The following is a 25,844-nucleotide window of genomic DNA, read 5'->3' as shown; positions in this document are numbered from 1 at the left end:
TGCGTGGCGGAGACGGAGGGATTCGAACCCTCGGTACCGGATTTACCAGTACGACGGTTTAGCAAACCGTTGGTTTCAGCCACTCACCCACGTCTCCTGTGCGCTTGGCATCGGCGGCCTATAGCGGCGCATGCATTTGGCTGCAATGTTTATTGACACAGGCTTGAGATAAGCCGAAAATTAGGCCGCAAGATCGCTTTGGCGCGAGCCGGACACGCATGGCAGCCTGTTCATCATGTGCTCATCCAACGCATCTATGAGTTTGTCTTTATTTATTAGGGGTGAAGTTGGTATGTCGTTGCTAAAATGGGGCCCAAAGGGGTCGGGATTTAATATTTTGGCATTGCTGGCGGCGGGATTGCTGATGGCGTCGCCCGCAGGCGCGCAGATAAGCCCCGTTGACCCGAATGAGGCAATTGACGCCGATTTAGGATCCTCGTCCGCCCCCGCCAATAATTCTGCATCAGCGGGTAATGGCGAAGCCGTCATGCAAGACGGCGTGCCGACAGAACCTGTGGCTTCAAATGTTACCGGCGCCCCAACAGCTGACGCATCCGCACCTTCGGCAATACCGGCAGGGGGTACATATCAGAAAGATGACCTGATTGGCGCTGCCGAAAGCGTATTTGGCAAAGGCGCGCAGGGACTTGGTAAGCTTATTGAGGATATCCTGAAGAAGCAGGGTCGCCCCAATGGGTATATAGTGGGACGCGAGAGTGGCGGGTCGTTTATCCTCGGGCTACGCTACGGCTCAGGCACTTTGAACCACCGGGTGGAGGGGGAAAAGCCAGTCTATTGGACGGGCCCATCCCTTGGTATGGACGCGGGTGCCAATAGCGGCAGCGCATTCATTCTGGTGTATAACTTATACGACACCGAAGACATATATAACAACTTCGGCGCGGCCGAAGGCGCTGCCTATGCCGGCGGGGGTTTCAACGTGGGCCATATGCGGCGCGGTGATGTCGTCCTAATCCCGATCCGGGTCGGTGCCGGGCTGCGGCTTGGTGTGAATGTTGGGTATATGCGCATTTCCAAAAAGCAGCGCTGGCGGCCCTTTTAACGCGCGCGCAAGTCTTCCATGCGCTTGAGATAGCGGGCGAGCACGTCGATTTCTAAATTGACCTGCCGCCCGACATAGAGCGTATCTAGCGTCGTCATCTGCGCAGTGTGCGGAATGATATTCAACATGAAATGCGCTGAACCATCGGCTTGATCCGCGATATCGTTTACGGTGAGCGAAATGCCGTCGACTGTTATGGAGCCCTTCGTGGCAATGTAGGCGGCAAGGCTGGAGGGCGCAGCGACCGTTACCTTCCAACTATCGCCAGTGGTTTCGCTTGCGACAATGTGTCCAACGCCGTCGACATGGCCCGTGACAATATGCCCGCCAAGTTCATCGCCAACTTTTAAGGCGCGCTCGAGGTTAAGACGCGTACCTTCGTCCCACATTCCCGCCGCGGTGCGTGAAACGGTTTCTGCCGACGCATCGATTGCGAACCAACCCTCGCCCTTATCGACAACGGTCAGGCACACCCCCGAACAGGCTATCGACGCGCCGATTGCGACGCCGTCCATGTCATAGGCGCAAGATATGACGAGCCGAAGGTCACCGCGCTGTTCGGATGTCCGAATGCGGCCAACGTCCGTGATAATACCTGTAAACATATAAGCTGCACCCTTTTCTATTGCGCGCTCTCGTAGACTTCGAGCCGGTCTTTGCCAAGACTGCGCGAACCCGAGATCTGCCAGCGCCCATGCGCATCACCAAGTTGTGTCAGGCCGATGTCGGAGAGGCACGCCTTGCCAGCACCAATCAATATAGGCGCCCTATATAGCATAAGTCGGTCAACCAAACCTTCACGCAGGAGGGCCGTCGCCGTTGCAGCGCCACCTTCAACGAACAAAGTGTTACAGTCCAGATGGGCAATTTCGCTTGGGGCGCGAATAACCTCCCACCCCTCCGGCGCCTCACCGCTACCCAGCATGACTTTGCGGGGCTGCACCGTTTCCAAGCCAGCGATCCGCACGGTCAATTGCGGCGCATCTGCCCGCACTGTTCCGGCGCCCACCAAAATTGCATCCGAACGCGCGCGTTCAACATGGCTGTGCGCGCGCGCAATTTCGCCGGTTATCCAACGACTGCTCCCATCCGCCATGGCGATTTGACCGTCGAGTGTGCTGGCAATCTTCAACGTCACAAAAGGTCTGCCACGGTTCATCCGGCTCAGGAAACCAGCAAGATTTAGGCGCGCTTCCGATGCCATGACGCCAGCTACAACCTCGATCCCCAACGCTTTCAATGCCCCCATGCCTTGACCTGCGGTGCGCGCATCCGGATCTTGAAGCGCGACAATTACGCGTGCGGGCGCGGCCTCCTTGAGCAACTGCGCGCAAGCCGGGCCGCGCTGCGAAACATGCGCACAAGGCTCAAGCGTCACATAAACACTGCTGCCCCGCGCTTCTGCGCCGGCCTGTGCCAGCGCCATTGCCTCTGCGTGGGGGCGTCCGCCAGACTGCGTCCAACCGCGCCCGATCACAATGTCGTTTTTGACAATGACGCAGCCGACGGATGGATTGTTGCCTGTCCGGCCAACGCCGCGCTCGGCCAGCGACAATGCCGCCGCCATAAAGCGAAGATCATTTGGATTGACTATTGCACTTCTCCTGCCGCATTATTCGCCTCGGCAGCCTTTTTTGCAGCCTGTTCCAACTGCGCCTCGCGGTCAATCTTGTCCACGTCCATGCCCACGGCGCGGCCAAAAGCTTTATAGGCTTCCTTCTCACTAACCCGCATTTCGTCTTTGCGCTGCTGACGTTCTGCGATCGCCGCCTTGGTCTCCGCAAGCGTTCTGGTGGCGGGCCAACTTTCCACGTAAATTATTTCCCGCGGCGGCGGTGTCGCCTTCACCATCGCGTCGATGTAAAAGGTGTAAATGATAATTGCCGTCGGCATGCAGGCGGCAAGGAAGAGCCATGGGCTGTACTTACCAGCATTGCGCAAAAACCCGATCAGGTCTGTGCCAGCATTGCGAAACGAGACATCTTTAAAAAAGGCCATAGCTATCCAATAAGGTACGCGAGGCCCGATTTCCAGTGCCCCGTTCACGCGCGTTCATATGCTTATGCGCTGCGAAACGCATTGGTTATGGGATAGCGCCGATCACGGCCAAAATTACGCGTGCCAAGTTTCACGCCTGGTGGTGCCTGGCGGCGTTTATATTCGGCCAGATATAGCAGGCGTTCGATCCGCGTGACGACGGCGCGTTCAAAACCAAGCGCGACGACCTCATCAACCGATAGCTCCTCCTCAACCAATGCATGGAGCATCTTATCGAGGATCGGGTAATCGGGCAGCGAGTCGCTATCCTTTTGGTCGGGACGCAATTCCGCACTTGGCGGCTTCGTGATTATATTTTCCGGTATCACTGGTCCATCCCTGCCAAAGCCAATGCGCGGCTTGTGGCTGTTCCGCCATGTCGAAATGGCAAAGACGGTCATCTTATATGCGTCCTTTAACGGATTATACCCGCCCGCCATGTCGCCATAGATCGTCGCGTAGCCGACACTCATCTCGCTCTTGTTTCCAGTAGTCAGCAGCATGTGCCCAAATTTGTTGGACAGCGCCATTAGCGTTAGCCCGCGAATGCGCGACTGTACATTTTCTTCGGTGATATCAACATCGCGGTCGGCGAAGCTGCCCGAGAGCATTTCGTCAAATGCCTCGACCGCTGGCGAAATGGGAATAGTGTCGATTTTGCACCCAATCATCGCGGCGCATTCGGCTGCGTCATCAAGGCTTGATTGGCTGGTGTAGCGGCTGGGCAACATTACACACCAGACGCGGTCCGGTCCAAGTGCATCGGCCGCAATCGCGGCGCACAACGCGCTGTCTATGCCGCCCGACATGCCAAGTACCACGCCAGGAAAGCGGTTGGTGTCGACATAGTCCCGCAGGCCAACAACCATGGCGCTGTAAATATCGGCTGGATGCGCCTCCCACAATGCCTTCGGGCCATCTGCGCATGCCCATCCGTTCTCACTGCGGGACCAATGCGTCATGCGCAAATGCTCCTCCCAATCAGGCAGGCGGTGCGCGACGGCGCCGTCGGCGTTCAACACGAAAGAGCAACCGTCAAAGACCAGCTCATCCTGTCCACCAACGCGGTTCAGGAACATCAATGGCAAACCGGTTTCGCGCACACGCGCAGCAAATACTTCTTCTAACCTGCGATCATCCTTGTCGATTTCATACGGGCTGCCATTGGTCGAAATCAGCAGCTGTGCGCCACGCTCTTTCAAATGTAGGCTAACGGGTGCCAGCCAGCCATCCTCGCAGATTGGCACGCCAATTGGAACGCCGCGAAACACGATAGGTTCGGGCAATGGTCCGGCTGTAAAAATGCGTTTTTCATCAAAGGTGCCGTAATTAGGCAGTTCATGCTTGTAACGCACTGCGACAATCCGCCCGCCGTCGAGCAACGCGATGCCATTATACAACGTCCCGTTTTCTCGAAAGATCGACCCGACAAGCATCGCTGGTCCGCCGTCGGCAGTCGCCTCGGCAAGCTTCGCCAGCTGTTCTGCGGCACGCGCAGCAAAGGCCGGCTTCAGCACCAGATCTTCGGCCGGGTAGCCAATCAACTGCTGTTCCGGAAAAACAACGAGATCAGCGTCCACCGCCTTCGCCCGCCAGTCCAGCATCGCCGCGGCATTACCCGCAAGGTCACCGACGCGCTGATTAAGCTGTACCATCGCAATATTAAGCTGATTTGTCATGTCCCCACCCTTATTGTCCACAAACTAGCGGAGCAAGCCGATTGTCAGGCCAGTCGCACCTCGCTAGAGCGGCTGGAGAATTTGGGGATGGGCTTATTTGAGCCAAAGGTCGAGGACACAGACATGAAATTGATGACAGGCAACAGCAACCTGCCGCTCGCACAGGGTATTGCCGATTACATGAACTTGCCGCTAACCAATGCCAGCGTTCGGCGGTTTGCCGACAATGAAATTTTTGTTGAAATCCACGAAAATGTCCGTGGCGAAGACATGTTTGTCATTCAATCGACCAGTCATCCCGCCAATGACAATTTGATGGAATTGCTCATCATGATTGACGCGCTGCGCCGCGCTTCGGCCAAGCGCATCACTGCCGTTCTGCCCTATTTCGGCTATGCGCGCCAAGACCGGAAGCCTGGCCCGCGCACGCCCATTTCTGCCAAGCTTGTCGCCAATCTCATTACCGAGGCTGGTGCTGACCGGGTGCTGACCGTTGATTTGCACGCCGGCCAAATTCAGGGCTTTTTCGATATTCCAACCGACAATCTATATGGCGCGCCCGTCATGAGCGCAGACATATTGGAGCGCCATGGCGCCAAGAATTTTACCGTTGTTTCGCCTGACGTTGGCGGCGTTGTCCGCGCACGCGCGCTAGCCAAGCGTCTTGATGACGCGCCATTGGCCATCGTCGACAAACGCCGCGAAAAGGCGGGCGTGTCAGAAGTGATGAACATAATCGGCGACGTGAAAGGCCGCTTCTGCATCCTGATCGATGATATCGCCGACAGCGCAGGCACTTTGTGTAACGCGGCTGACGCTTTGAAAGCCGCAGGCGCATCTGACGTTGTTGCCTATATTACGCATGGCGTGTTGTCCGGAGAAGCGGTCAACCGCGTCAACGCATCGTCGCTGCGCAAGCTGGTCATCACGGATTCGATTATGGCCTCCGAAGCGACCAATGCGAGCGCGAAAATCCGCCAGCTTCCCATTGCGCCATTGTTGGGAGAGGCGATCAAGCGAATCGCAGACGAAAGCTCCGTTAGCTCCCTGTTCGACTGATGACGCCAGCCGACATCCTCCTAGCCAACCGCTTGGCGGACGCGGCAGGGCAAGCAATCCGGCCGTTTTTCCGGTCGGCCTTTACCCATGAACCAAAGGCTGACGCCTCACCTGTTACGGAGGCTGACCGCGCCGCCGAAAGCGCGATCCGGCGGATACTCGATGCCGAGTGCCCACGTGACGGCATCATTGGCGAGGAATTTGGCGAGAAGGCCGGTACGTCGGGTCGCCGCTGGGTTATCGACCCAATCGACGGCACCATAAGCTTCATGGCAGGGCGCCCAATATTCGGGACTTTGATTGCCCTGCTTGAAGATAACTGGCCGGTGCTCGGTATTATTGACCAGTGCATCAATGGCGAACGCTGGGTCGGCGCGGCGGGATATCCGACAACATTAAACGGCGCGCCGGTGCAAACACGCGCCTGCAGGGCGCTGGCTGACGCGGCGCTAGCAACCTCTGGCCCGCAATATTTCACGCAGCATGATGGCGACCATTTCATGGAGTTGGCCGCCAGGACAGCGCATAAGAGAATGCTGTTCGGTGGCGACTGTTACAATTACGCACTGCTGGCCAGCGGGCATATCGATGTTGTTGTCGAAGCAGGCTTGAAGCTGCACGATTTTGCCGCTTTAATTCCCGTCGTGACGGGCGCGGGGGGCATGATGAGCGATTGGTCAGGGGAGCCGCTTCACGCTGGTTCAGATGGACATGTTATCGCAATCGGCGACCCAGCGCGTCTAGATGATGTGCTTGAGGCACTGGCATGCCAGCATTGACGGACAAAAGTCGGGGTTTTGCATATTGCCAACACAGCCGCTTCGGCGTCTCGTTTCCACTCATTATTTCCTAAATACCGGCAGCAATGAAGCCGAGGAAGAAAGTTTCGTCTATCCCGATTGGGCAACCGTTCACGCGCAAAGCATGTTGGTCACTTGCGTCAGCTGTTGTGGGTTCCAGAGCGTTCAAAAAGGCAATAGACTTGCATTCACATGCGAATCCCGCTAGTCGCCCGCGTTCCGAATAAGCAGGCTGGCCAATAGGGCTGCCATGTCGGCTTGACACGGACTCAACAAAGGAGACCAAAATGCCCAAGCTCAAGACCAAGAGCGGTGTGAAGAAACGCTTCAAAATAACCGCAACCGGCAAGATCAAACATGGCGTCGTTGGAAAACGGCACCGTTTGAGCAGCCATAATGCCAAGTATATCCGCCAAAATCGCGGCACCAGCGTGATCTCTGATCCCGATGCCAAGACAATTAAGAAGTGGGCGCCTTACGGTCTTTAAGACTGCGCGTACGTTTTTAAGAAAAGGATATAGATTATGGCACGCGTTAAACGTGGTGTTACCACCAAAGCCAAACATAAAAGAATTTTAGAGCAGGCGAAGGGCTATTATGGCCGTCGCAAAAATACGATCCGCGTTGCACGTCAGGCCGTCGAAAAGGCCGGCCAATATGCATATCGCGACCGTAAGGTAAACAAGCGCAACTTCCGCGCATTGTGGATCCAGCGTATCAACGCCGCAGTCCGCGCCGAAGGGATGACCTACGGCGTGTTCATGCACGGCCTGAAGCTCGCTGGCGTTGAACTCGACCGGAAAGTGCTTGCAGACCTTGCGATGCACGAAGCGGCGATGTTTAGCACCATCATTGCGCAGTCGAAAGCGGCGCTGTCTAAGGCAGCTTAAGCCTCTCATTTCGATACATGCGCAAAAGGGCGTGGACGGCACTTGCCGTTCGCGCCCTTTTGCTTATTCAGGCAAACTATGATGAAAAATATTGCGACACTTCAAACCGACCTGATGGGCGCCATTGGTTCCGCGGACACGCTAGACGCGTTGGAGGCCGTGCGGATCGCAGCACTTGGCAAGCAGGGCAGCGTTTCGGCGCTGCTGAAGACCATGGGCAGCATGTCGCCCGAAGAGCGACAAACCCAAGGCCCCATCATCAACGGATTGCGTGAAAGCATCACATCGGCGCTTGCATCGAAAAAGGCTGACCTCGAAACCGCCGACCTAAACCGCCGCCTTGCCAGCGAGCGCGTCGATATGACGCTGCCCGCACCAGAAACACCCCGCGGAACCGTACACCCCGTCAGCCAGGTCATGGACGAGTTGGCCGAGATTTTTGCCGATATGGGCTTTGCTGTGGCCGAGGGGCCGGAGATTGAGGACGACTGGCACAATTTCACTGCGCTCAATATTCCAGAGACGCATCCGGCGCGTGCAATGCACGATACATTTTATTTCCCTGACGAAATGGCACGCGATGGCCAAAAAATGGTTCTGCGTACGCACACATCGCCTGTCCAAATCCGCACCATGACGTCGCAGGAACCGCCCATTCGTATTATCGCGCCGGGCCGTGTGTATCGCAGCGACAGCGATGCGACGCACACGCCGATGTTCCATCAGATTGAGGGGCTTGTCATCGACAAGGGCATTCATCTGGGGCATCTGAAATGGACGCTTGAAACATTTTTAAAGGCGTATTTTGAACGGGAGGACGTCGTCCTGCGCCTGCGCCCAAGCTATTTTCCGTTTACGGAGCCTTCCGTCGAGGTTGATGTCGGCTACTCGGTTGTCAACGGCAAACGCGTCATCGGCGGGGCCGAAGGCTGGATGGAAGTGCTTGGCTCCGGAATGGTCCACCGTAAGGTTATCGAGGCCTGCGGGCTCGACCCCGATGTCTGGCAGGGGTTTGCTTTTGGCACTGGCGTCGATCGTCTGGCGATGTTGAAATATGGCATGGACGATTTACGCGCGTTCTTTGACGGCGATAACCGCTGGCTTCAACATTATGGGTTCAATGCGCTCGATGTCCCGACGCTAAGCGGAGGCGTAGGCGCATGAAATTCTCTTTATCATGGCTCAAAGAGCATCTCGATACCGACGCCGACATTCATGCCGTTGCTGACTGCCTGAACCGCATTGGGTTGGAAGTCGAGGGCATCGAAAACCCCGCCGACGCATTGTCCGCCTTCCGCATTGCCAAAGTGTTGAGCGCTGCCCCTCATCCGCAAGCAGACAAGTTGCAAGTCTTGTCGGTCGACGCCGGAGGAGAGCCGCTTCAGGTCGTCTGCGGCGCGCCTAATGCCCGTGCGGGCATGCTTGGCGTCTTTGGCCCAGCAGGCGCCGTTGTCCCCGCCAACGGCATGGTACTGAAGGTCGCCGCCATACGGGGCGTCGAGTCCAACGGCATGATGTGTTCGATTGCCGAGCTAGAGCTTGGCGATGACCATGATGGCATAATTGAGCTTTCGGAAGATGCGCCCGTTGGGCAAGTCTATGCCGATTGGGCTGGCCTTGATGACCCTGTTATCGATGTCAGCATTACACCCAACCGTCAGGATTGCATGGGCGTGCGCGGAATTGCGCGCGACCTGGCGGCGGCAGGCCTAGGGACGCTGCGCGGGCTTGGCGAGGTCTACAAAATCGACCTGTCCGTGCCCTTAGAGGGCAGCGATGCTGCACCCATCGTCCGCACCGACGATGCGGCCGGATGCCCGGCTTTTTACGCACAATCAGTCTCTGGCGTGCGCAATGGCGATGCCCCCGAATGGATGCGCAGCAAGTTAAAGGCGATTGGCCAGAAACCGATTTCATTGCTCGTCGATATCACGAACTTTGTGTCGATTGATCTTGGCCGTCCGCTGCACGTCTATGACCGCGATAAGCTGAACGGTGCGCTTGTGGCCCGCAAGGCCGTCGACGGTGAGCAGATGGTCGCGCTCAACGGCAAAACCTACACGCTTGATGCCAGCATGACCGTGATTGCCGACGACGCAATGGTGCATGACATTGGCGGCATCATGGGCGGCGAACATAGCGGCGTGTCGGAAGGCACGACCGACGTCCTCATAGAGTGCGCCTTTTTCGACCCAGAGCATATCGCACGCACTGGCCAGAAGCTGGCATTGACCAGCGATGCACGTCAGCGTTTTGAACGCGGCGTCGATCCCGCCTTTTTGGATGACGGGTTGGCGATTGCGACCAAGCTGGTCTTGGACCATGCTGGTGGAACCGCAAGCGCCATCGCGCGGTCCGGCCAAGCGCCAGTTGCGCCGCGCAACATTGTATATGATACCGACTATTGCCGACGCCTTGGCGGCATTAATGTGCCGCAGGATGAACAACGCAACATCATAGAAAGGCTTGGCTTTTCCGTTACATCCGACTGGAATGTCGGCGTTCCATCATGGCGCCGTGACGTCGACGGCCCAGCCGATATTGTGGAGGAAGTTGTCCGCATGGTTGGCCTCGACAATGTCCTATCTGTGCCGCTTCCGCGCGCAGATGGCGTGGCCACACCAACCGCTACGCCTGCACAGTCGTTGGAGCGCAAAGTACGCCGCGCCGCAGCTGCACGCGGGTTGAACGAGGCGGTCAATTGGTCGTTCCTTCCCCAAAAGGCGGCGGATGCCTTTGGTGGCGGTGACTGGAGCCTTGCAAATCCGATATCCGAGGACATGAAGGTCATGCGGCCTTCATTGTTGCCTGGGCTGCTGTCGGCTGCACAACGCAACATGGATCGCGGCGCATCATCCGTGAGATTGTTTGAGATCGGGCGGCGCTACTTCGCGGGCACCGATGGCACGAGCGACGAGCGCGTCACGGCTGGCATCGTTCTAGCCGGCGAGCGTTCGACACGGAACTGGGCATCGGGCAAAGCGGCACGGTTTGACGCGTTCGATGCAAAGGCAGAGGCGATAGCGCTGCTGAAGGCCGCTGGCGTGGCCACCGACGGTTTGCTGGTGATGGACGATGCAGGCGCGCATTATCATCCTGGTCAGTCCGCGACATTGCGCATGGGGCCAAAGAACATATTGGCGGCCTTTGGCACATTGCATCCCGCAACCGCGAAGGCATTCGACCTTGATGGCAATGTCGTGGCCGCTGAAATCTTTTTGGACGCCATACCGCTTAAAAAAGCTGCAGGGTTTATGCGTCCGGCATTCACCCCACCAGCATTGCAGGCCGTGACGCGCGACTTTGCGTTTCTGGTCGCATTAGACACGCCCGCCAATGACCTTGTTCGGTCCATCAAGGGCTGCGACAAGGACAACATCGTCGCGGTGCGGCTATTTGACCGTTTCGTCGGTCAAGGCGTGCCTGAGGGCCAAGTCAGCTTGGCAGTTGAAGTTACGCTTCAGCCATCCGACAAAAGCTATAGCGATGACGATCTTAAAGCCATCTCAGACAAGGTGATCGCGGCGGCCACAAAACTGGGTGCAGTGCTTCGCGGATAAAAAGGCCGGGTGATTGCCGCCAACCTGCCGACAAACGGGTTGAAGCGATAATCAATCGTCCCTAAGCCGCGGGGCATGACGCTGAACCGCCGGACCTTTGCCATTATTTCCCACCCTGACGCTGGTAAGACCACGTTGACGGAAAAACTGCTGCTGCAGGGTGGCGCGATCCACTTGGCTGGCGAAGTCAAGGCACGCGGCCAAGCGCGGCGCGCGCGTTCGGACTGGATGAAGATCGAACAGCAGCGCGGTATTTCGGTCACCTCGTCAGTGATGACGTTCCAGAAAGACGATATCGTCTTCAATCTGCTCGACACGCCGGGGCATGAGGATTTTTCGGAAGACACTTACCGTACACTGACCGCTGTCGATTCGGCCATCATGGTCATCGACGCTGCGAAGGGCATCGAGCCGCAGACCCGCAAACTGTTCGAAGTTTGCCGCCTACGCAGCGTACCGATCATAACCTTTGTCAATAAGGTCGACCGTGAAGGTCGTCCGGCATTTGAAACCATAGACGAAGTCGCCGACGCGCTCGCGCTTGATGTGTGCCCGATGAACTGGCCAGTTGGCATGGGCGGCGAGTTTGAAGGCCTTTATGATTTCAACAGCGGCCGTCTGAGCCAGCCGTCCGGCGACAGCAAGGCTTTCGAAGGCAAGGCCAGCGACCATAGCGGGCTTGACGCCGCAACGTTGGAACATGTGCTGACGCCAGCCGGCGTAAACCGGCTGCGTGAGGAAGCCGAACTTGCCCGGGCCGGCTATTCCGACTTTGACCTGACCGCGTTCCAGAACGGCGACCTTACACCTGTGTATTTCGGCTCCGCATTGAAGGAATTCGGCGTCATCGAGCTTATCAATGCCATTGCGGCCTTCGCCCCGTCACCCCGTCCGCAGCCAAGTTCAAAGGGCGCTATTGATCCGTCGGAAAAGGAAGTCACTGGCTTTATTTTCAAAGTGCAGGCCAATATGGACCCGCAGCATCGTGACCGCATTGCGTTTATGCGTTTGTGTTCCGGCACATTCAGGCGCGGTATGAAGTTAACGCCGTCAGGGCTTGGAAAGCCAGTGGCGATCCATTCCCCGATCTTATTTTTTGCGCAGGATCGCGAAATTGCCGACAGCGCGGAACCCGGCGATATCATTGGCATTCCCAACCATGGCACGCTGCGCGTTGGTGACACCTTGTCCGAACGCAACGACGTGCGCTTTACAGGCTTGCCGAATTTCGCGCCGGAAATCTTGCGCCGCGTTGTGCTGCGCGATCCGACCAAAACCAAGCAACTGCGCAAGGCGCTAGATGACTTGAGCGAAGAGGGCGTGATTCAGGTATTCTATCCTGAAATCGGTTCCAACTGGATCATTGGCGTAGTCGGGCAGTTGCAGCTAGATGTGCTTATTTCGCGGCTTGAGGCGGAGTATAAGGTTGACGCTTTCTTGGAAGCTGCGCCCTACGATACGGCACGCTGGTTGATTGGTGCAGAGAGTGCATTGGCGCAATTCATATCTTTTAACGGCGGGAACATGGCGAAGGATCGCGACGGTCACCCCGTTTTCATGGCGCGCTCATCATGGGATGTCAGCTACCAGCAGGAAAAGCATCCCGACCTGAAATTTAGCGCGACCAAAGAACGCTAACGTCAGACAGAAACGCCGAATGGTTCGATGTCTGCGCCGCCGATCACGAACTGGGTACCGTCTGGTGCGGGCGCTTTTGCCGATATGTCAGCGAGGTTGAAGGCAAAGGTCAAGTCACTGCGCCGACCCAAACCCACGCACATGGCCGGTGTGAATATCAACCGGTAGAATGTCCGGATATTTGTCGCACAGCCATTTGGGCGGCGTGGCGGTTGGCATGCGCGTTGCGCAGAATTGAGGCAAAGACGGGCCGCTGGCGGAAAACCCGATTAGTGTAGGCGATACAAACGCGCCACAATTTGCGCACTTTGCCATTTTATTGCCACGAGTCTCGACTATGTCCTTGCGTATGACCAAAGTTGGATACATCGGACCGCGCATGAGTGACATCTTATTAACGCCATCGACGCCACTGCAAGATGCCTTGCCGGGCATCGACGTCGCAGATCGCGCGGCCGCGCTTAAACGCGTTCCCGACGATAAGGCCATGCTGCGCGCGGTCGCTGAACTGACCCGCGACCTTGCCACGCCCAACCCGCGAATTTTTTGGTCCGACTTTTTGGCGTCGGCTTTCTTGGGCTATGCCGGACTATTTGTGGCCATCATCTCTGGAAACATTTGGCTTCAATGCGCCGCCGCTCTGGTGTCGGTGCTTGCGCTCTATCGCGCGGGCGGCTTCATTCATGAGGTAACCCACGTAAAGCATTCTGCGCTTCCCGGCTTCCGCTTGGGGTTCAACGCGGTGATCGGCGTGCCGCTGCTGGTGCCGTCCTATATGTATGAAGGTATCCACAACCTTCACCATGCACGCACGCGTTACGGCACCGATCAAGATCCTGAATATCTGCCACTTGCCTTGATGAAGCCTTGGACATTGCCCCTGTTCATTGTTGCCTCGCTGTTCGCGCCATTTGCCTTGTTGTTCCGCAACGCCGCGCTTGCACCGCTTTCGCTGGTCATTCCGCCACTACGCAAGATTGTCGTTGAGCGGTATTCGGGCCTCGCGATCAATCCCGCCTTCCGCCGCCGCGCAGCCGAGGGCGAGGCACATCGCAACTGGATGGTTCAGGAAACCGCGGCAAGCATCTGGTCAATTATCCTGCTTGCCGGCGTGTTTACTGGTTTTATCCCCTTAAACGCCTTCCTGATATTCCTTTTTATCGTCTCGAGCGTCGCGGTGCTCAACCAAGTCCGCACGCTGGTTGCGCATTTGTGGGAGAATGACGGCGAACCTCTAAGCGTCACTGCCCAGTTCCTCGACAGCGTCAACGTGCCGCCTCCAGGCGTCCTTGCGGAGATCTGGGCGCCCGTAGGGCTGCGCTATCATGCGCTGCACCACCTGCTGCCAAGCGTTCCCTATCATGCCCTAGGCGAAGCCCACCGCCGCCTGACGGCGCAACTGGCGCCCGGTTCCGTGTACCACCGCGCAAGCTATAATGGCTTGGCTGGCTTGGTCTATCGGCTGGCGCGCAGCACCCTCGTGCGCGGCGTCTAAACGGCAACAGTCATCGCGAATCTATATGATCCGCGACGGCAGCGATAGCAGTTGCTGCGTGGAGCAATGTTGCGGCCTTCTCTGGTGAGAGTGCCCAGTGAGTTAGGGGGCAAAACCCTAACATCAAAACGGGTCACCTTTAGCCTCCCATAAAGCGGAGTTTAGGCGCGACTTGTATGTTGTGAGATGTGTGTCGGACGCTGCTGAGTTTCTGGTTTCTAACTAGTTAATCAATCCCAGCTAACCGCATCTTTTCTCGAGTGCGGCTACCAGGCTTTCCTCGTCGATACCTACTGCACGGGCAAACGCTCTGGTAAAACCAAAAATGTACACACGCCCAGGCAATGCCGAAAAGTCGTCGTTCTCGATCGCTGCCAAAAAACGCAGTGAAATTTTCGTGCGATCGGCGATGTCTTGGAGAGCAAGATTGGCCATCGTACGAGCTTGGTTAAGCCTAGCGCCAATCAATTCCATCTCGCCCACAAGAGGCTCTTTTTGAACAAAGCTCACTTCAGCTCTCCCCCGAAGAAGGCGATTTTCCGCTACATCATATTAGCAAAACGAATCTCTCTTCCCCTACTTTTACTATAAGTTATCCACAGAGTCGAATCGTGGGAAATGAGGCAAAGCCCTAACCTCAAAAACGGGCCCCCTTTTGACCGGCCCCAATTGGGCGGTCCGGGTTAATTTTTAGTGCATGATCACCTCCTTGGCCAGTGCTGGCCGCAGGTGGAGCGTCGCGGAAACGGCAGAACCCTTGAGACTCTTTTTTACCAAAATACGAACATCCCTCTGCGGATCCGAACATGTTCCGAAGATGGTTTAAAATTGGATTTTGTAAAACGGCTGTTTTGCAAACCGTTGATTTTCCTAAGAAAACTGGAGCGGGCGAAGGGATTCGAACCCTCGACCCCAACCTTGGCAAGTGACCGGTCGACAACAATATATTGATATAAAACAACAATTATGGACTTTTGCAAATCCGTTTATGTTACGTTTACAAACACCGGCATTGCAACCCTAACAAATCCCAATTTAAGCAAGCGAATATGGGACCTGTCAATATGAGAGGGTCATTATCACCCCTAATGCTGAGGGACTCCGTCTGTAATTTCGTAATAGTCGCCTTTTTCGGCGACGAAGATGTTCATTTTCAGTGATGTATTGGTCGGTCGATCAAATGCCCCCATCGCAACTGCTATCCAATCGCGATGTATTGGTTCCCAAAATAGAGAAGAACCACATATTCTGCAGAACCCACGGCGAATTTTTTCAGACGAAAAATACCAAGAGATGTCACTATCGCCACGGATGTTTATCAGCGATTTTGGAATGTCGGTTGAGGCAAAGCAATGTCCAGAATGTTTGCGGCATTTGATACAATGGCAAACATCAGGTTGTGGAATTTCGCAATTTACTTCGAACCTGATTGCCCCGCACAAACACGAACCAGAATGTAATGCTGACATATTGGAAATCCCCTCATCGGCATATTACGGCAAGATAAATTGCAGCACAATAAGCGGCAAAGGTTTTCAGATTCGACTAAATCCGTTTATGATCCGTTTATAGGTTTTTTGGGGGATTCTCGAAAAAGACTATTTTGTAAGTTCTTGATTTTCCTAGGAAAACTGGAGCGGGCGAAGGGATTCGAACCCTCGACCCCAACCTTGGCAAGGTTGTGCTCTACCCCTGAGCTACGCCCGCTCTGGCGGTCAGGCAACTAATTCCTGACGGGTGAGGTGGGCCGTTAGCATGGGGTATATCCCCTCGCAAGCAACAAATGGCCGCTTTTTACGAAAATGGGATAAAGCCTATCTTGTGAAAGACACCACTTTGCCCACATAGAGGTCGAAACGAATCCTGAAGATTGGAGAAATGACCTTGGCGACGATGGGCCTCACCACCGACGAACAAAAAGCCGTCGAGCAATTTCGGATCGACGTAGTCACTCCGTCGATGGAGCGGCTCGTCATTCTGGACTTTTGGGCCGAATGGTGCGGGCCGTGCAAGCAACTTACGCCGATTTTGGAGAAGGTCGCGGCGGAATATGCCGATCGCGGCGTAATATTGGCCAAGATCAATGTAGATGAAAACAAGTTCATCGCCGCGCAATTTCAGGTGCGCTCCATTCCAACAGTCTACGCCATGTTTCAGGGACAGCCCGTCGCAGACCTGTCGCCCGCGCGCACGGAGCCGCAATTGCGCCAGATGCTGGACCAGTTGCTTGAGAAGCTACCCATCGTGGCTGGTGATACGGCCCCGGACCCATTGGAGCAACTGGCGCCGCTTGTAGAAGAGGCAGAAATGCTTTTGGCGCAAGACGATGCAGAGCAAGCGTATGGCGTGTTCGCCGAAGTGCTTTCGGTTCTGCCGGAGCACCCTGCGGCGCTGTCAGGCTTGATCCGCGCATTGACCGCGCTGGGCCGTCGAGACGAGGGCCAAGCCATATTTGACAGCCTCAGCGAGGAATTGCGCAGTAATCCAGTCCTGGAAAAGGCAGGGTCAGTGTTGAGCATTGCCGCCGCGGCCGTTCCCCCTGAAGAACTGGCGGGACTGAAGGCATCCGTAGCGGCTTCGCCCGATGATCATGCCCTGCGGCTTGAGCTTGCCAAAGCCTTAATGGCTGCAGGCGACCGCGATGGCGCCGCCGAAGCCTTGTTAGTTATCATAGCGGCGGACCGGGAATGGAACGACGGGGCAGCCAAGGCCCGCCTTTTGGAGATATTTGTGTTGATTGGATTGGAAGACCCGTGGGTGGCGGCAACACGGCGCAAATTGTCAGCGGTCCTTTTCGGATGACCACGCGCCGCATCTCGGTATTCCCGCTTACCGGGGCCATCATCTTTCCAAGCATGCAATTGCCGCTGCACATCTTTGAGCCGCGCTACCGCGATCTGGTCAGCGATTCGCTTGCCCGCGACAGAAACGTTGGCATGATCCAGCCCAAGGGGCAGGGCAACCAGCCGCCCCTGTTTAATGTCGGCTGCCTCGCGCGGATCCAAGACGTCGAGGCGCTTGAGGATGGCCGGTACAATATCATCCTTGAAGGTGTGCAACGCTTTTCCGTGGTGAACGAGCTTAACGTCACCACAAGCTTTCGGCAGGTGGAGGCCGAATTGTGGGACGAAGATGAAGCGAACGACACGCTGTCGCTCGCCGAGCGCGCATCTATCGAAATTGAATCGCGCAGATTTGCTGAGGCGCAAGGGTATAACGTCGATTGGACGGCCGTGTCACAATTGGACGATTATTCGCTGGTCAATGCCATCGCGCAGATTGCGCCATTCGACTTTGCGGCCAAGCAGGCCTTGCTTGAGGCGCGCGGCCTGTCTGATCGGGCGGACACGATTGTTCAACTGATGCAGTTTTTCGGACGACGCGATAGCTCTGAAGATCGTGTGACCCTTCAATAGCTAGCCAACAAAACTGGCCCGTAGGCCGTCGATCACAAACTGCGCGGCAAGCGCGCCCAAAAGCACGCCGAGAAGCCGTGTAATCACGGCTTCGGCATTGGCACCCAACACGCGCATGATTGGCCCAGCGGCGAGTAACGCCAGCAGGGTAAGGGCCAATACTGTTCCCAGCGCCGCCAAAATGACGCCCGCGCGGTCAATCCCACTATTCTGCGACATCAGCAGCATCACCGACGCGATTGAGCCCGGCCCAGCGATCATCGGCATGGCCATCGGGAAAACAGAGACGTCTTCAATTTCAGGCGTATCGATAATTTTTTGCGCACGCTCCTCTCGGCGTTCCGTCCGCTTCTCGAAGACCATGTCGATAGCGATAAGGAACAGCATGATGCCGCCCGCGATCCGGAAGCTATTCAATTCAATGTGCAGCGCGCCGAGCAATTGTTCGCCAAACAATGCGAACACCAGCAATATCCCCGACGCCACCATAACCGCGCGCAACGCCATGTTCCGCCGCTGCGCAACATTGGCGCCCTTAGTCAGGCTGGCATAGATGGGCGCGCAGCCTGGCGGATCGATAACCACAAAAAAGGTGATGAATGCCGAGAAAAACAGATCAATCAATTTGGTGCCGCAACCTGATCAGATATGACCGTCTCTGAAACGGTGCCGTTCCATAATTTGACTTCAACGTTCCGCGCGCCGTTTGGCTGAACCGCCCAAGTGTAGCTGAGCGATTGGTCCCGCGCATAGCCGGCCTTCATCGCCGCGCCCTCGGGCGGGGCAACAAGCGATGCGGTGGCGCTGCCTTTGCAGCTTGCAACTTTGGTCTCGATCATTTCTTTAGATGCCCGTGGCGCGGTCAGGGTATCGCCATGATTGAGCACCCATTTCCATGCCCCGTCACCTGCTGCATTGGTTTCGACAAACTGCCAAACGGTTGTGAAATAGCCGACCGAACCGTCGCCCCTTTGCCACGCGCCAGTCGTCACACCGGTTTTGCCGTCGCAGGACATGACGGCCTTGTGCGGCTGCCATTTCACCGACTTGGCGGGATCTGCCCTGCCCTTCAAATATTCAAGCGCCGTTGCAGGCTGCGGCACGAACATCACTGCGTCTTTGGCAGCCATCTGGCGAAATGCCGTCCACTGCCCCTTTTCCTGCGCCAGTTGGTTGAAGCCGATCTCTGCGACGATAATCGCGCTTGGGTTCGCAATCTTTGGTTGGAAATTTCCAAATTCAGGGCTTGGTCCCGCGGCGCAACCGCCCAATGCTGCAACAAAAAGAAGGGCAGGATACGCTTTCATGGCATCAAATTCCTTCAGGTGCAGACATCCCGGCACGGCGGTAGGCGGCAACCAAAGTGTTGCGCAACAGGCACGCGATAGTCATTGGCCCGACGCCGCCCGGCACGGGCGTGATTGCGCCAGCACGCGCCAATGCGTCGTCAAAGGCAACGTCCCCCACAAGGCGGCCCTTGCCTTGGCCTGCCTCAGGTTCGAGGCGGTTAATGCCAACATCAATGACCACTGCACCCGCTTTCAACCAGTCACCCGTCACCATTTCCGCACGACCAACCGCAGCGACCACAATGTCCGCACGGCGCACGACCTCTGGCAAGTCCTGCGTTCGGCTATGCGCGATAGTAACGGTGCAGTTTTCGGCCAAAAGCAATTGTGCCATCGGTTTGCCAACAATATTTGACCGCCCAATGACCACGGCGTTCTTGCCGGATAGATCCCCCAGATGGTCTTTCAACAGCATCAGGCAGCCAAGCGGCGTGCAGGGGACAAACGCGTCTTCGCCCACCGCAAGCCGTCCGGCATTCACGACATGAAAGCCGTCAACATCCTTCGCCGGATCAATGGCGGCGATGACAGCCTTATCGTCGATATGCGGTGGCAGGGGCAATTGCACCAATATGCCATCGACGGCGGCATCGGCATTAAGTGTTTCCACCAACGCAATCAGTTCGTTTTGCGAAACCGACGTCGGTAGGCGATGCTCGAAGCTGTTCATGCCAGCCTCGACGGTCGCCCTCTTCTTCGATCCGACATAGACTTGGCTGGCCGGGTCTTCGCCCACAAGCACAACGGCAAGGCCGGGCTTGCGATCAGTTAGCGTGACGAAGGGCTCAACGGCAGAGGCAACACGCTGGCGCAAATTGGCCGCAAACGCCTTACCATCAATGATCGCAGCGCTGCTCACATGCCGGCCGCAGAAATATCATTGGCCAGGCCCGCCAAAAGCATCTGCAATATGCGCAGACCGATCAGCAGCACCATGGGCGAAAAGTCGATCATGCCGGTATCGGGCATAATCTTGCGAATGGGTTTTAGAAACGGGTCAATAATGACAGAAAGAGCCTGCCAAATGGACGCCACGATGTTGTTCGACAGGCTGACCACGTTGAAAGAAATCAGCAAGCTTAAGATGAACTGGATGATCACGACAGTCGACAGGATCGTCATCAAATAGCCGATTATGGAAATGAGCGCGACAAGCATGAAATTCTCCAAAAAGGTTCGCCCGTGCGATTAGCCGAGCCGAGGCGCTGTATCAACAGCCTAAAACGGTGCAATGTCCAGTTTACTTGTGGATGAGCGTGCCTGCACCCTGCACGGTAAACATTTCTATAAGCATCGCGTGGCTGGTGCGGCCATCCAATATGACGGCTGCATCAACGCCGGATTCTACAGCATCAACGCATGTCTGGATTTTGGGGATCATACCGCCGCTGATCGTGCCGTCATTCTGCAATTTGGCAATGGCGGCAGGGTCAAGGTCCGTCAGCAATTCACCCGATTTGCTAAGCACGCCTGCCACATCTGTTAATAGGAAAAGACGCGAAGCGCCCAAGGCGCTTGCAATGGCGCCAGCCATGGTGTCGGCGTTAATGTTATAGGTGTGACCATCTGCGCCAACGCCGATCGGTGCGATGACGGGGATCATGCCAGCTGCGCTAATGGTGTCGATGATGCTGCGGTCAACGGTCGTTGGTTCGCCTACAAAGCCAAGGTCGATATTCCGTTCAATATGGCTGTCGGGGTCCTTTTGTGTGCGCTGCACCTTGGTTGCGGTGACTAACCCGCCATCCTTACCCGAAATGCCAAGCGCCTTGCCGCCCGCAGCGTTAATCCAGCCGACAAGTTCCTTGTTGATTGCGCCAGACAGGACCATTTCGGCAATCTTTGCGGTTTCGGCATCCGTGACGCGAAGGCCATCAACAAATTCGCTCTCGACGCCTAATTTTTTGAGCATTGCGCCAATCTGTGGGCCGCCACCATGCACCACCACAGGGTTGATGCCGACAGCCTTTAGCAGCACGACATCATCGGCGAAGTCACGCGCTAGGCTGGCATCGCCCATGGCGTGCCCGCCATATTTTACGACAAAGGTCTTGCCCGCATAACGCTGCAGATAAGGGAGCGCCTCAGTAAGAGTTTCGGCCTTAGCGAGATTGACGGGATCAATGGTCATGCGTGTTACCTGCTTTGGGGTCCGTGCCGTCAAGTTTATGGCCATAGCTGACAAAGAAAGTGATGAGCAATGGCACCATGATCATGCTCAGAACGACCTTGGCAAGCATTTGGCCTAACAATAATTCCGTGATGGGGAAAACGCCGTAAAAGGCAATGATTACGAACAACAATGTATCGATAATCTGCGACAGCACCGCAGCGATAGCACCGCGCAACGCGACATATTTACCAACGGTGTTTTTCAGACGATCAAACAGATAGACGTTGAGCATTTGCGACACGCCATAAGCAACAATGCCTGCAAGCCAAATGCGCGGCGTCTGCCCTATCATGGTGTTGAACGCATCGAGATATTTGTCATCCATCTTGGGTGACGGCGGCAATGACAGTACCAGTAAAGCCAGCAATATCGACGCTATAAGCGGAATAAAACCATATTTAACAAGTCGGTCCGCAATAACTTTCCCGTGCAAGGCTGCAATCGAGCTGGATAAGATGACAAGCAAAAGAAACGGGAAAATGCCCGCTTCGACCGCCAGCGGCCCTAAAGAAACCTGCTTATTTCCAAGCACGCCGGCAATGCACACCATGCCGCCGTAAATGATTGAAAACATGAAAAGCGATTTCGGGATACCCCCGCCGGTCGCGTGTGATGTGGTTTGAATAGTCATCCAGAACTGACTAGCGTCTAATTTTATTGGCGCAAGACTAACGATGGCGCTAGTTCTAATATGGAAATGACAAAATGCCGCCCTGCTGGGCGTGTTTTCGGGGAAAACATTCATGCAAATTTTGATGAGCCTGGCAGGCATGGCCTTGATTTTGGCAATCGCCATTTTGCTGTCATCCAACCGTCGCGCTATCAGATTTCGTGTAGTGGGGGCAGCCTTTGCCTTGCAGGCGAGCATCGCCGCATTGGTCTTGTATACCTCAACCGGCAAAGTGGTGTTGAACGCGGCGTCTTCCGGCGTATCCAATCTACTTGGCTATTCGGCCAAAGGCACTCAGTTTATTTTTGGCCCGCTTGCCTCGCCTGAAATCGGCGGCAACAGCTTTGCGATTGCTGCGCTGCCCGTCATCATCTTTTTTGCCTCATTAATTTCGATCCTCTATTATTTGGGCATCATGCAATATGTCATCCGCTGGATTGGCGGCGGCTTGCAGAAAATCACCGGCATTTCGAAAGTCGAAAGCCTGTGTGCGGCGGCCAATATCTTTGTGGGCCAGTCGGAATCGCCCTTGGTCATTCGCCCCTATCTCGCTGACTTGAAACCCGAACAACTATTCTGCGTCATGACCGTCGGCATGGCGGGCGTCGCTGGAACTATTCTTGCTGCTTATGCGTCTATGGGCATCCGCATCGACTATCTGCTGGCGGCGGCTTTCATGTCAGCGCCGGGTGGGATATTGATGGCGAAAATCATGATGCCCGATGTGCCAGCGGTTGCCTTGGCAGAGGGCAACCCGGCGTTAGCCAACCCACATCCTGATGATGAACCTGTGATGGTGCATGACGATGGTGAGGAGAAGCCCGCAAACATCATCATGGCCGCAGCGCAAGGGGCGCAGACGGGTGTCCGCCTTGCCGTAGCCGTGGGGGCTATGGTTCTTGCCTTTGTCGCGCTGGTTGCGCTCGCCAATGGTATATTGGGCGGCATTGGTGGCTGGTTCGGCTTGCCGGACTTAAGCTTTCAGCAAATTGTGGGCTATGTATTTGCGCCGGTAATGTTCCTGATTGGCGTGCCGTGGCAGGAAGCGCTTCAGGCTGGCGGCCTATTCGGTACGAAGATCGTCCTCAACGAATTTGTGGCGTTCATTGACTTGGGCGCGTTGAAAGAATTGTCGGCGCCCACCGTCGGCATCGTCACCTTTGCTTTGTGTGGTTTCGCCAATTTCAGTTCAATTGCGATCCAGATGGCCGTCACCGGAAGCCTGGCACCCAACCAGCGGCCCATGATTGCTAAGCTTGGCTTAAAGGCGTTGGCCGCCGGCTCGCTCGCCAACCTGATGAGCGCTGCGCTGGCTGGGTTATTTTTGTCACTGGCCTGACTAGCTTTCGCCAGCCGCGCGTTTCAATTCATATAACAGGTCAAGCGCGGCGCGGGGGCTAAGCGCGTCGATGTCGAGGTCAGACAGCTTTTCACGCAAGGCGTCCACCTTGGCTTCGGCGGCGTCCATGGCGGCGCTGAACAAGGGAAGGTCCCCAAGTCCAGCCGCAAGCCCGCCAGTTTCGGCGCGCCCTTTTTCCAGCTTGCCCAACACCCCGCTTGCGCGGGCCACAACCTGCGGCGGCAGGCCAGCAAGCTTGGCTACCGCAATGCCATAGCTTCGGTCGGCCGGACCGTCGGCTAGCTCATGCAACAATACAAGATCACCCTTATATTCCTTCGCCCGCACATGGTGCAGCGACAGCGCATCCAGGCTTTCGGACAGTCGCGTCAGCTCATGATAATGGGTAGCAAACAGGCATCTGCAACGATTGGTTTCATGAATGCCTTCAACCACCGCCCAAGCAATGGCAAGGCCATCATAGGTCGACGTGCCGCGTCCAACTTCGTCCAATATGACAAAGCTGCGTTCCGTGGCCTGCGCCAGAATTGCCGCGGTTTCGACCATTTCGACCATGAAGGTTGACCGTCCGCGCGCCAGATTGTCCGAGGCACCGACACGGCTGAACAAACGGTCAACCAGCCCAAGCCGCGCCGCATTTGCCGGGACGTAGCTGCCCGCCTGCGCCAATAAAACGATCAACGCATTCTGCCGCAAAAAGGTCGACTTACCGCCCATGTTAGGCCCGCTGACGAGCCACAAGCGCTTTTCGGGCGACAGCTTGCAGTCATTGGCGATGAAGCGGTCTCCCGACTTGGCTAACGCGCTTTCCACGATAGGGTGGCGGCCACCCTGTATCTCAAGACATGGGTGCCCAAAAAAGCTTGGGCGACACCAATTGCTCTCCGCCGCGCGTTCGGCAAGTGCGGCTGAAACATCAATGCGCGCCAAGGCGTCGGCGCTTGCGGCAATCGGGTCACGGCGATTAAGTATAAGCGCGATTAGTTTCTCAAGATGCGCTGCCTCTGCTGCCAGCGCGTGCCCACCTGCCTGCGTTATCCGCAACGCTTCCTCATGCAGTTCGGGGGAGTTAAACCGCACGGCGCCCGCCATCGTCTGACGGTGGGTAAAGCCAGTCCCAGGCGCCATCAAAGCATCGCCATGCTTGGCAGGCACCTCAACAAAATAGCCCAGCACCGCATTGTGCCTGATTTTGAGCGCGGCGACGCCCGTGGCATCGCGATAACGCGCCTCCAGTTGCGCAATAGCTTGCCGCCCGTCGCGACCCGCAACACGCAACACGTCCAACGCCGCGTCATAGCCCTCGGCAATATAGCCCCCTTGCGCTGTGTCCGTCGGCGGTGACGTCACCAGAGCACGGACGAGGAGATCCACCATATGCCCATGGCCATCCAGTACGGGCAGAAGATGATCCAGCAGCTCGGGCCGGTCTGCCATGCCCCCCAGCCGTTCGCGCAATACGCGGGCCGCATCAAGCCCGTCGCGGATTTGTCCCAAGTCCCTTGGGCTGCCGCGCCCGGCAACCACACGCCCAAGCGCGCGGGCAATATCAGGCAATTGCCGCAAGGCTGCACGGACGGCATCGCGCGTGAGCGGCGCATCGTGAAACCATTGCACCAGCGATAGCCGCGCGTCGATCTTCGCCTTGTCCATCAATGGCGCGGCAAGATCGGACGCCAGCTGCCGCGCACCCGCACCTGTAATTGTGCGATCAACCTCGGCCAATAAGGAGCCCGCCCGACCGCCTTTACTTGCGCTGTTGATCTCAAGGCTGTCGCGCGTTGCTTGATCAATCAGAAGATGTTCATGCACCTCGCGGCGGACTGGTAGCTTTAGGAAAGGCATTTTGCCCTGCCCTGCATGCGCGAGATAGGAAATCAGTCCCCCCGCAGCCGCCTGCTCTGCGCGTGTCACGGGGCCAATGGAACCGAGCGTGGTGAGCGCGAAATGCTGCCTCAGCAAATCGCCGCCAACAGTGCTTTCAAAATCTGCACGTGGCCGGATGATGGCGTCCGGCGGCGATTGAGGGAGGCCTTCCGGAACAACCAGCTCGCTGGCGGAAAGGCGCGCCAACTCTGCCTCAAGCGATCCGCCCGTCACCGTTAATAGTTCAAAATAGCCAGTTGAAATATCCGCCGCCGCAAGTCCGAAAAATTCCCCGACCTGCGCAACTGCAACAAGCATGTTCGACGCCCAGCTATCCAGCAGACTGTCCTCAGTCAGCGTCCCAGCGGTCACAAAACGCACAATGTCGCGGGTGACCAATGTCTTGCCACCCCGCGCCTTGGCTTGCTCCGGGCTTTCGGTCTGCTCCGCGATAGCCACGCGGTGCCCCGCCTTGATCAACCGCGCCAAATAGCCTTCGGCGGCATGCACCGGCACGCCACACATCGGGATCGGCGTGCCATCATGCTCGCCCCGTGACGTCAAGGCGATATCAAGCGTCGCTGCCGCGGCCCTTGCATCATCAAAGAACAGTTCGAAAAAATCACCCATGCGGTAAAACAGCAGGCAGTCACCCGCTTTGGCCTTCAGGCCCAGATATTGCACCATCATCGGTGTCGGTGTGTTTTCCCCCGCCATATGCTATGCGTTAGCGAAGCCCGACGGGCGGGGCAATGCTTGCCCTTGCGTCAGTAGCGCGTTAAGGGGGTG

27 protein-coding genes and 2 tRNA genes are annotated in these 25,844 nt (G+C 56.5%); 12 read left to right on the top strand and 17 right to left on the bottom strand.

What is annotated here, in order from left to right:
• Positions 1-4 precede the first annotated feature (4 nt).
• Positions 5-97 (bottom strand) — tRNA-Ser (locus tag QE270_RS10215).
• 195 nt (positions 98-292) lie between these two features.
• On the opposite strand from QE270_RS10215, the gene QE270_RS10210 reads away from it, so the two are divergent.
• Positions 293-1,063 carry an EipA family protein gene (locus QE270_RS10210; protein ID WP_300038971.1) on the top strand — a complete coding sequence of 257 codons (771 nt, stop codon included), beginning with the start codon at positions 293-295 and terminating at the stop codon, positions 1,061-1,063.
• Here QE270_RS10210 and QE270_RS10205 read toward each other — a convergent pair.
• The 4 genes from QE270_RS10205 to QE270_RS10190 form a co-directional block, all read right to left on the bottom strand.
• Entirely contained in the window at positions 1,060-1,668 is a 609-nt protein-coding gene (locus QE270_RS10205; RefSeq protein ID WP_300038969.1) for a riboflavin synthase, read from the bottom strand. The genes QE270_RS10210 and QE270_RS10205 overlap by 4 nt on opposite strands.
• 17 nt (positions 1,669-1,685) lie before the next feature.
• Positions 1,686-2,630, bottom strand: coding sequence for a bifunctional diaminohydroxyphosphoribosylaminopyrimidine deaminase/5-amino-6-(5-phosphoribosylamino)uracil reductase RibD (gene ribD / locus QE270_RS10200; RefSeq protein WP_300038966.1), 945 nt, complete (start codon positions 2,628-2,630; stop codon positions 1,686-1,688).
• Positions 2,631-2,653: 23 nt separating this feature from the next.
• Positions 2,654-3,061: a hypothetical protein gene (locus tag QE270_RS10195; protein WP_300038963.1), complete on the bottom strand. Its 408-nt coding sequence runs from the start codon at positions 3,059-3,061 to the stop codon at positions 2,654-2,656.
• Positions 3,062-3,123: 62 nt separating this feature from the next.
• Positions 3,124-4,779 (bottom strand): NAD+ synthase, encoded by a 1,656-nt coding sequence (locus QE270_RS10190; protein ID WP_300038959.1) that lies wholly within the window; start codon positions 4,777-4,779, stop codon positions 3,124-3,126.
• A 123-nt stretch (positions 4,780-4,902) separates the two neighbouring features.
• Here QE270_RS10190 and QE270_RS10185 point away from each other — a divergent pair, with 123 nt between their 5' ends.
• The 7 genes from QE270_RS10185 to QE270_RS10155 all read left to right on the top strand — a co-directional run bounded on the left by QE270_RS10185 (position 4,903) and on the right by QE270_RS10155 (position 12,726).
• Positions 4,903-5,838 carry a ribose-phosphate pyrophosphokinase gene (locus QE270_RS10185; RefSeq protein ID WP_300038983.1) on the top strand — a complete coding sequence of 312 codons (936 nt, stop codon included), beginning with the start codon at positions 4,903-4,905 and terminating at the stop codon, positions 5,836-5,838.
• Complete coding sequence (gene hisN / locus QE270_RS10180) at positions 5,838-6,617, top strand: histidinol-phosphatase (protein WP_300038956.1); 780 nt, start codon at positions 5,838-5,840, stop codon at positions 6,615-6,617. The genes QE270_RS10185 and hisN overlap by 1 nt, the downstream gene beginning before the upstream one ends.
• A 308-nt stretch (positions 6,618-6,925) precedes the next feature.
• Positions 6,926-7,126: a 50S ribosomal protein L35 gene (gene rpmI, locus QE270_RS10175; RefSeq protein WP_125231188.1), complete on the top strand. Its 201-nt coding sequence runs from the start codon at positions 6,926-6,928 to the stop codon at positions 7,124-7,126.
• Positions 7,127-7,162: 36 nt separating this feature from the next.
• Complete coding sequence (gene rplT / locus QE270_RS10170; protein WP_300038953.1) at positions 7,163-7,528, top strand: 50S ribosomal protein L20; 366 nt, start codon at positions 7,163-7,165, stop codon at positions 7,526-7,528.
• Positions 7,529-7,609: 81 nt separating this feature from the next.
• Positions 7,610-8,692 (top strand): phenylalanine--tRNA ligase subunit alpha, encoded by a 1,083-nt coding sequence (gene pheS, locus QE270_RS10165; RefSeq protein WP_300038980.1) that lies wholly within the window; start codon positions 7,610-7,612, stop codon positions 8,690-8,692.
• Entirely contained in the window at positions 8,689-11,088 is a 2,400-nt protein-coding gene (gene pheT / locus QE270_RS10160) for a phenylalanine--tRNA ligase subunit beta (RefSeq protein WP_300038950.1), read from the top strand. The genes pheS and pheT overlap by 4 nt, the downstream gene beginning before the upstream one ends.
• A 75-nt stretch (positions 11,089-11,163) precedes the next feature.
• On the top strand, positions 11,164-12,726 hold the full coding sequence (locus QE270_RS10155) for a peptide chain release factor 3 (RefSeq protein ID WP_300038946.1): 1,563 nt from the start codon (positions 11,164-11,166) through the stop codon (positions 12,724-12,726).
• Positions 12,727-12,728: 2 nt separating this feature from the next.
• Here the strand turns inward: QE270_RS10155 and QE270_RS10150 are convergent, their stop codons facing one another.
• The gene (locus QE270_RS10150) at positions 12,729-12,869 is read right to left on the bottom strand and encodes a Beta-galactosidase C-terminal domain (protein WP_300038990.1); all 141 of its coding nucleotides are present in this window, start codon (positions 12,867-12,869) and stop codon (positions 12,729-12,731) included.
• Positions 12,841-12,945 carry a beta-galactosidase gene (locus QE270_RS10145; protein WP_300038943.1) on the bottom strand — a complete coding sequence of 35 codons (105 nt, stop codon included), beginning with the start codon at positions 12,943-12,945 and terminating at the stop codon, positions 12,841-12,843. Before QE270_RS10145 ends, QE270_RS10150 begins: the two co-directional genes overlap by 29 nt.
• 130 nt (positions 12,946-13,075) lie before the next feature.
• Here QE270_RS10145 and QE270_RS10140 point away from each other — a divergent pair, with 130 nt between their 5' ends.
• A complete protein-coding gene (locus tag QE270_RS10140) occupies positions 13,076-14,221 on the top strand; it encodes a fatty acid desaturase (RefSeq protein ID WP_300038940.1) in 1,146 nt (381 codons plus the stop codon).
• A gap of 240 nt (positions 14,222-14,461) precedes the next feature.
• Here QE270_RS10140 and QE270_RS10135 read toward each other — a convergent pair whose 3' ends face one another.
• The 3 genes from QE270_RS10135 to QE270_RS10125 all read right to left on the bottom strand — a co-directional run bounded on the left by QE270_RS10135 (position 14,462) and on the right by QE270_RS10125 (position 15,928).
• Positions 14,462-14,731, bottom strand: a complete 270-nt coding sequence (locus QE270_RS10135) for a helix-turn-helix domain-containing protein (RefSeq protein ID WP_300038937.1) — start codon at positions 14,729-14,731, stop codon at positions 14,462-14,464.
• A 575-nt stretch (positions 14,732-15,306) separates the two neighbouring features.
• On the bottom strand, positions 15,307-15,690 hold the full coding sequence (locus tag QE270_RS10130; RefSeq protein ID WP_300038934.1) for a GFA family protein: 384 nt from the start codon (positions 15,688-15,690) through the stop codon (positions 15,307-15,309).
• 163 nt (positions 15,691-15,853) lie between these two features.
• Positions 15,854-15,928: transfer RNA gene (locus tag QE270_RS10125), tRNA-Gly, on the bottom strand.
• A gap of 171 nt (positions 15,929-16,099) precedes the next feature.
• On the opposite strand from QE270_RS10125, the gene QE270_RS10120 reads away from it, so the two are divergent.
• Positions 16,100-17,023 carry a tetratricopeptide repeat protein gene (locus tag QE270_RS10120; protein WP_300038930.1) on the top strand — a complete coding sequence of 308 codons (924 nt, stop codon included), beginning with the start codon at positions 16,100-16,102 and terminating at the stop codon, positions 17,021-17,023.
• Positions 17,020-17,637 (top strand): LON peptidase substrate-binding domain-containing protein, encoded by a 618-nt coding sequence (locus QE270_RS10115; protein WP_300038927.1) that lies wholly within the window; start codon positions 17,020-17,022, stop codon positions 17,635-17,637. The genes QE270_RS10120 and QE270_RS10115 overlap by 4 nt, the downstream gene beginning before the upstream one ends.
• Here QE270_RS10115 and QE270_RS10110 read toward each other — a convergent pair whose 3' ends face one another.
• From QE270_RS10110 to QE270_RS10085, 6 genes are all read right to left on the bottom strand, one after another.
• Positions 17,638-18,261: a MarC family protein gene (locus tag QE270_RS10110; RefSeq protein WP_300038924.1), complete on the bottom strand. Its 624-nt coding sequence runs from the start codon at positions 18,259-18,261 to the stop codon at positions 17,638-17,640.
• Positions 18,258-18,944, bottom strand: a complete 687-nt coding sequence (locus QE270_RS10105) for a hypothetical protein (RefSeq protein ID WP_300038921.1) — start codon at positions 18,942-18,944, stop codon at positions 18,258-18,260. Before QE270_RS10105 ends, QE270_RS10110 begins: the two co-directional genes overlap by 4 nt.
• A gap of 4 nt (positions 18,945-18,948) precedes the next feature.
• Positions 18,949-19,845 carry a bifunctional methylenetetrahydrofolate dehydrogenase/methenyltetrahydrofolate cyclohydrolase FolD gene (gene folD / locus QE270_RS10100; protein ID WP_300038918.1) on the bottom strand — a complete coding sequence of 299 codons (897 nt, stop codon included), beginning with the start codon at positions 19,843-19,845 and terminating at the stop codon, positions 18,949-18,951.
• The gene (locus QE270_RS10095) at positions 19,842-20,144 is read right to left on the bottom strand and encodes a YggT family protein (RefSeq protein ID WP_300038915.1); all 303 of its coding nucleotides are present in this window, start codon (positions 20,142-20,144) and stop codon (positions 19,842-19,844) included. The genes folD and QE270_RS10095 overlap by 4 nt, the downstream gene beginning before the upstream one ends.
• Before the next feature lie 82 nt (positions 20,145-20,226).
• On the bottom strand, positions 20,227-21,117 hold the full coding sequence (argB, locus tag QE270_RS10090; RefSeq protein ID WP_300038912.1) for an acetylglutamate kinase: 891 nt from the start codon (positions 21,115-21,117) through the stop codon (positions 20,227-20,229).
• The gene (locus QE270_RS10085) at positions 21,107-21,790 is read right to left on the bottom strand and encodes a queuosine precursor transporter (protein ID WP_300038910.1); all 684 of its coding nucleotides are present in this window, start codon (positions 21,788-21,790) and stop codon (positions 21,107-21,109) included. The genes argB and QE270_RS10085 overlap by 11 nt, the downstream gene beginning before the upstream one ends.
• A 112-nt stretch (positions 21,791-21,902) precedes the next feature.
• On the opposite strand from QE270_RS10085, the gene QE270_RS10080 reads away from it, so the two are divergent.
• The gene (locus QE270_RS10080) at positions 21,903-23,168 is read left to right on the top strand and encodes a NupC/NupG family nucleoside CNT transporter (protein WP_300038907.1); all 1,266 of its coding nucleotides are present in this window, start codon (positions 21,903-21,905) and stop codon (positions 23,166-23,168) included.
• Here the strand turns inward: QE270_RS10080 and mutS are convergent, their stop codons facing one another.
• Positions 23,169-25,772 carry a DNA mismatch repair protein MutS gene (gene mutS / locus QE270_RS10075; RefSeq protein WP_300038904.1) on the bottom strand — a complete coding sequence of 868 codons (2,604 nt, stop codon included), beginning with the start codon at positions 25,770-25,772 and terminating at the stop codon, positions 23,169-23,171.
• Positions 25,773-25,844: the final 72 nt, after the last annotated feature.

Source organism: Sphingorhabdus sp. (genome assembly GCF_029865925.1).
Taxonomy (GTDB): Bacteria; Pseudomonadota; Alphaproteobacteria; order Sphingomonadales; family Sphingomonadaceae; genus Sphingorhabdus_B.
The sequence above is the reverse complement of the archived record's forward strand: the minus strand, read 5'-3'. Positions and strand labels throughout refer to the sequence as shown.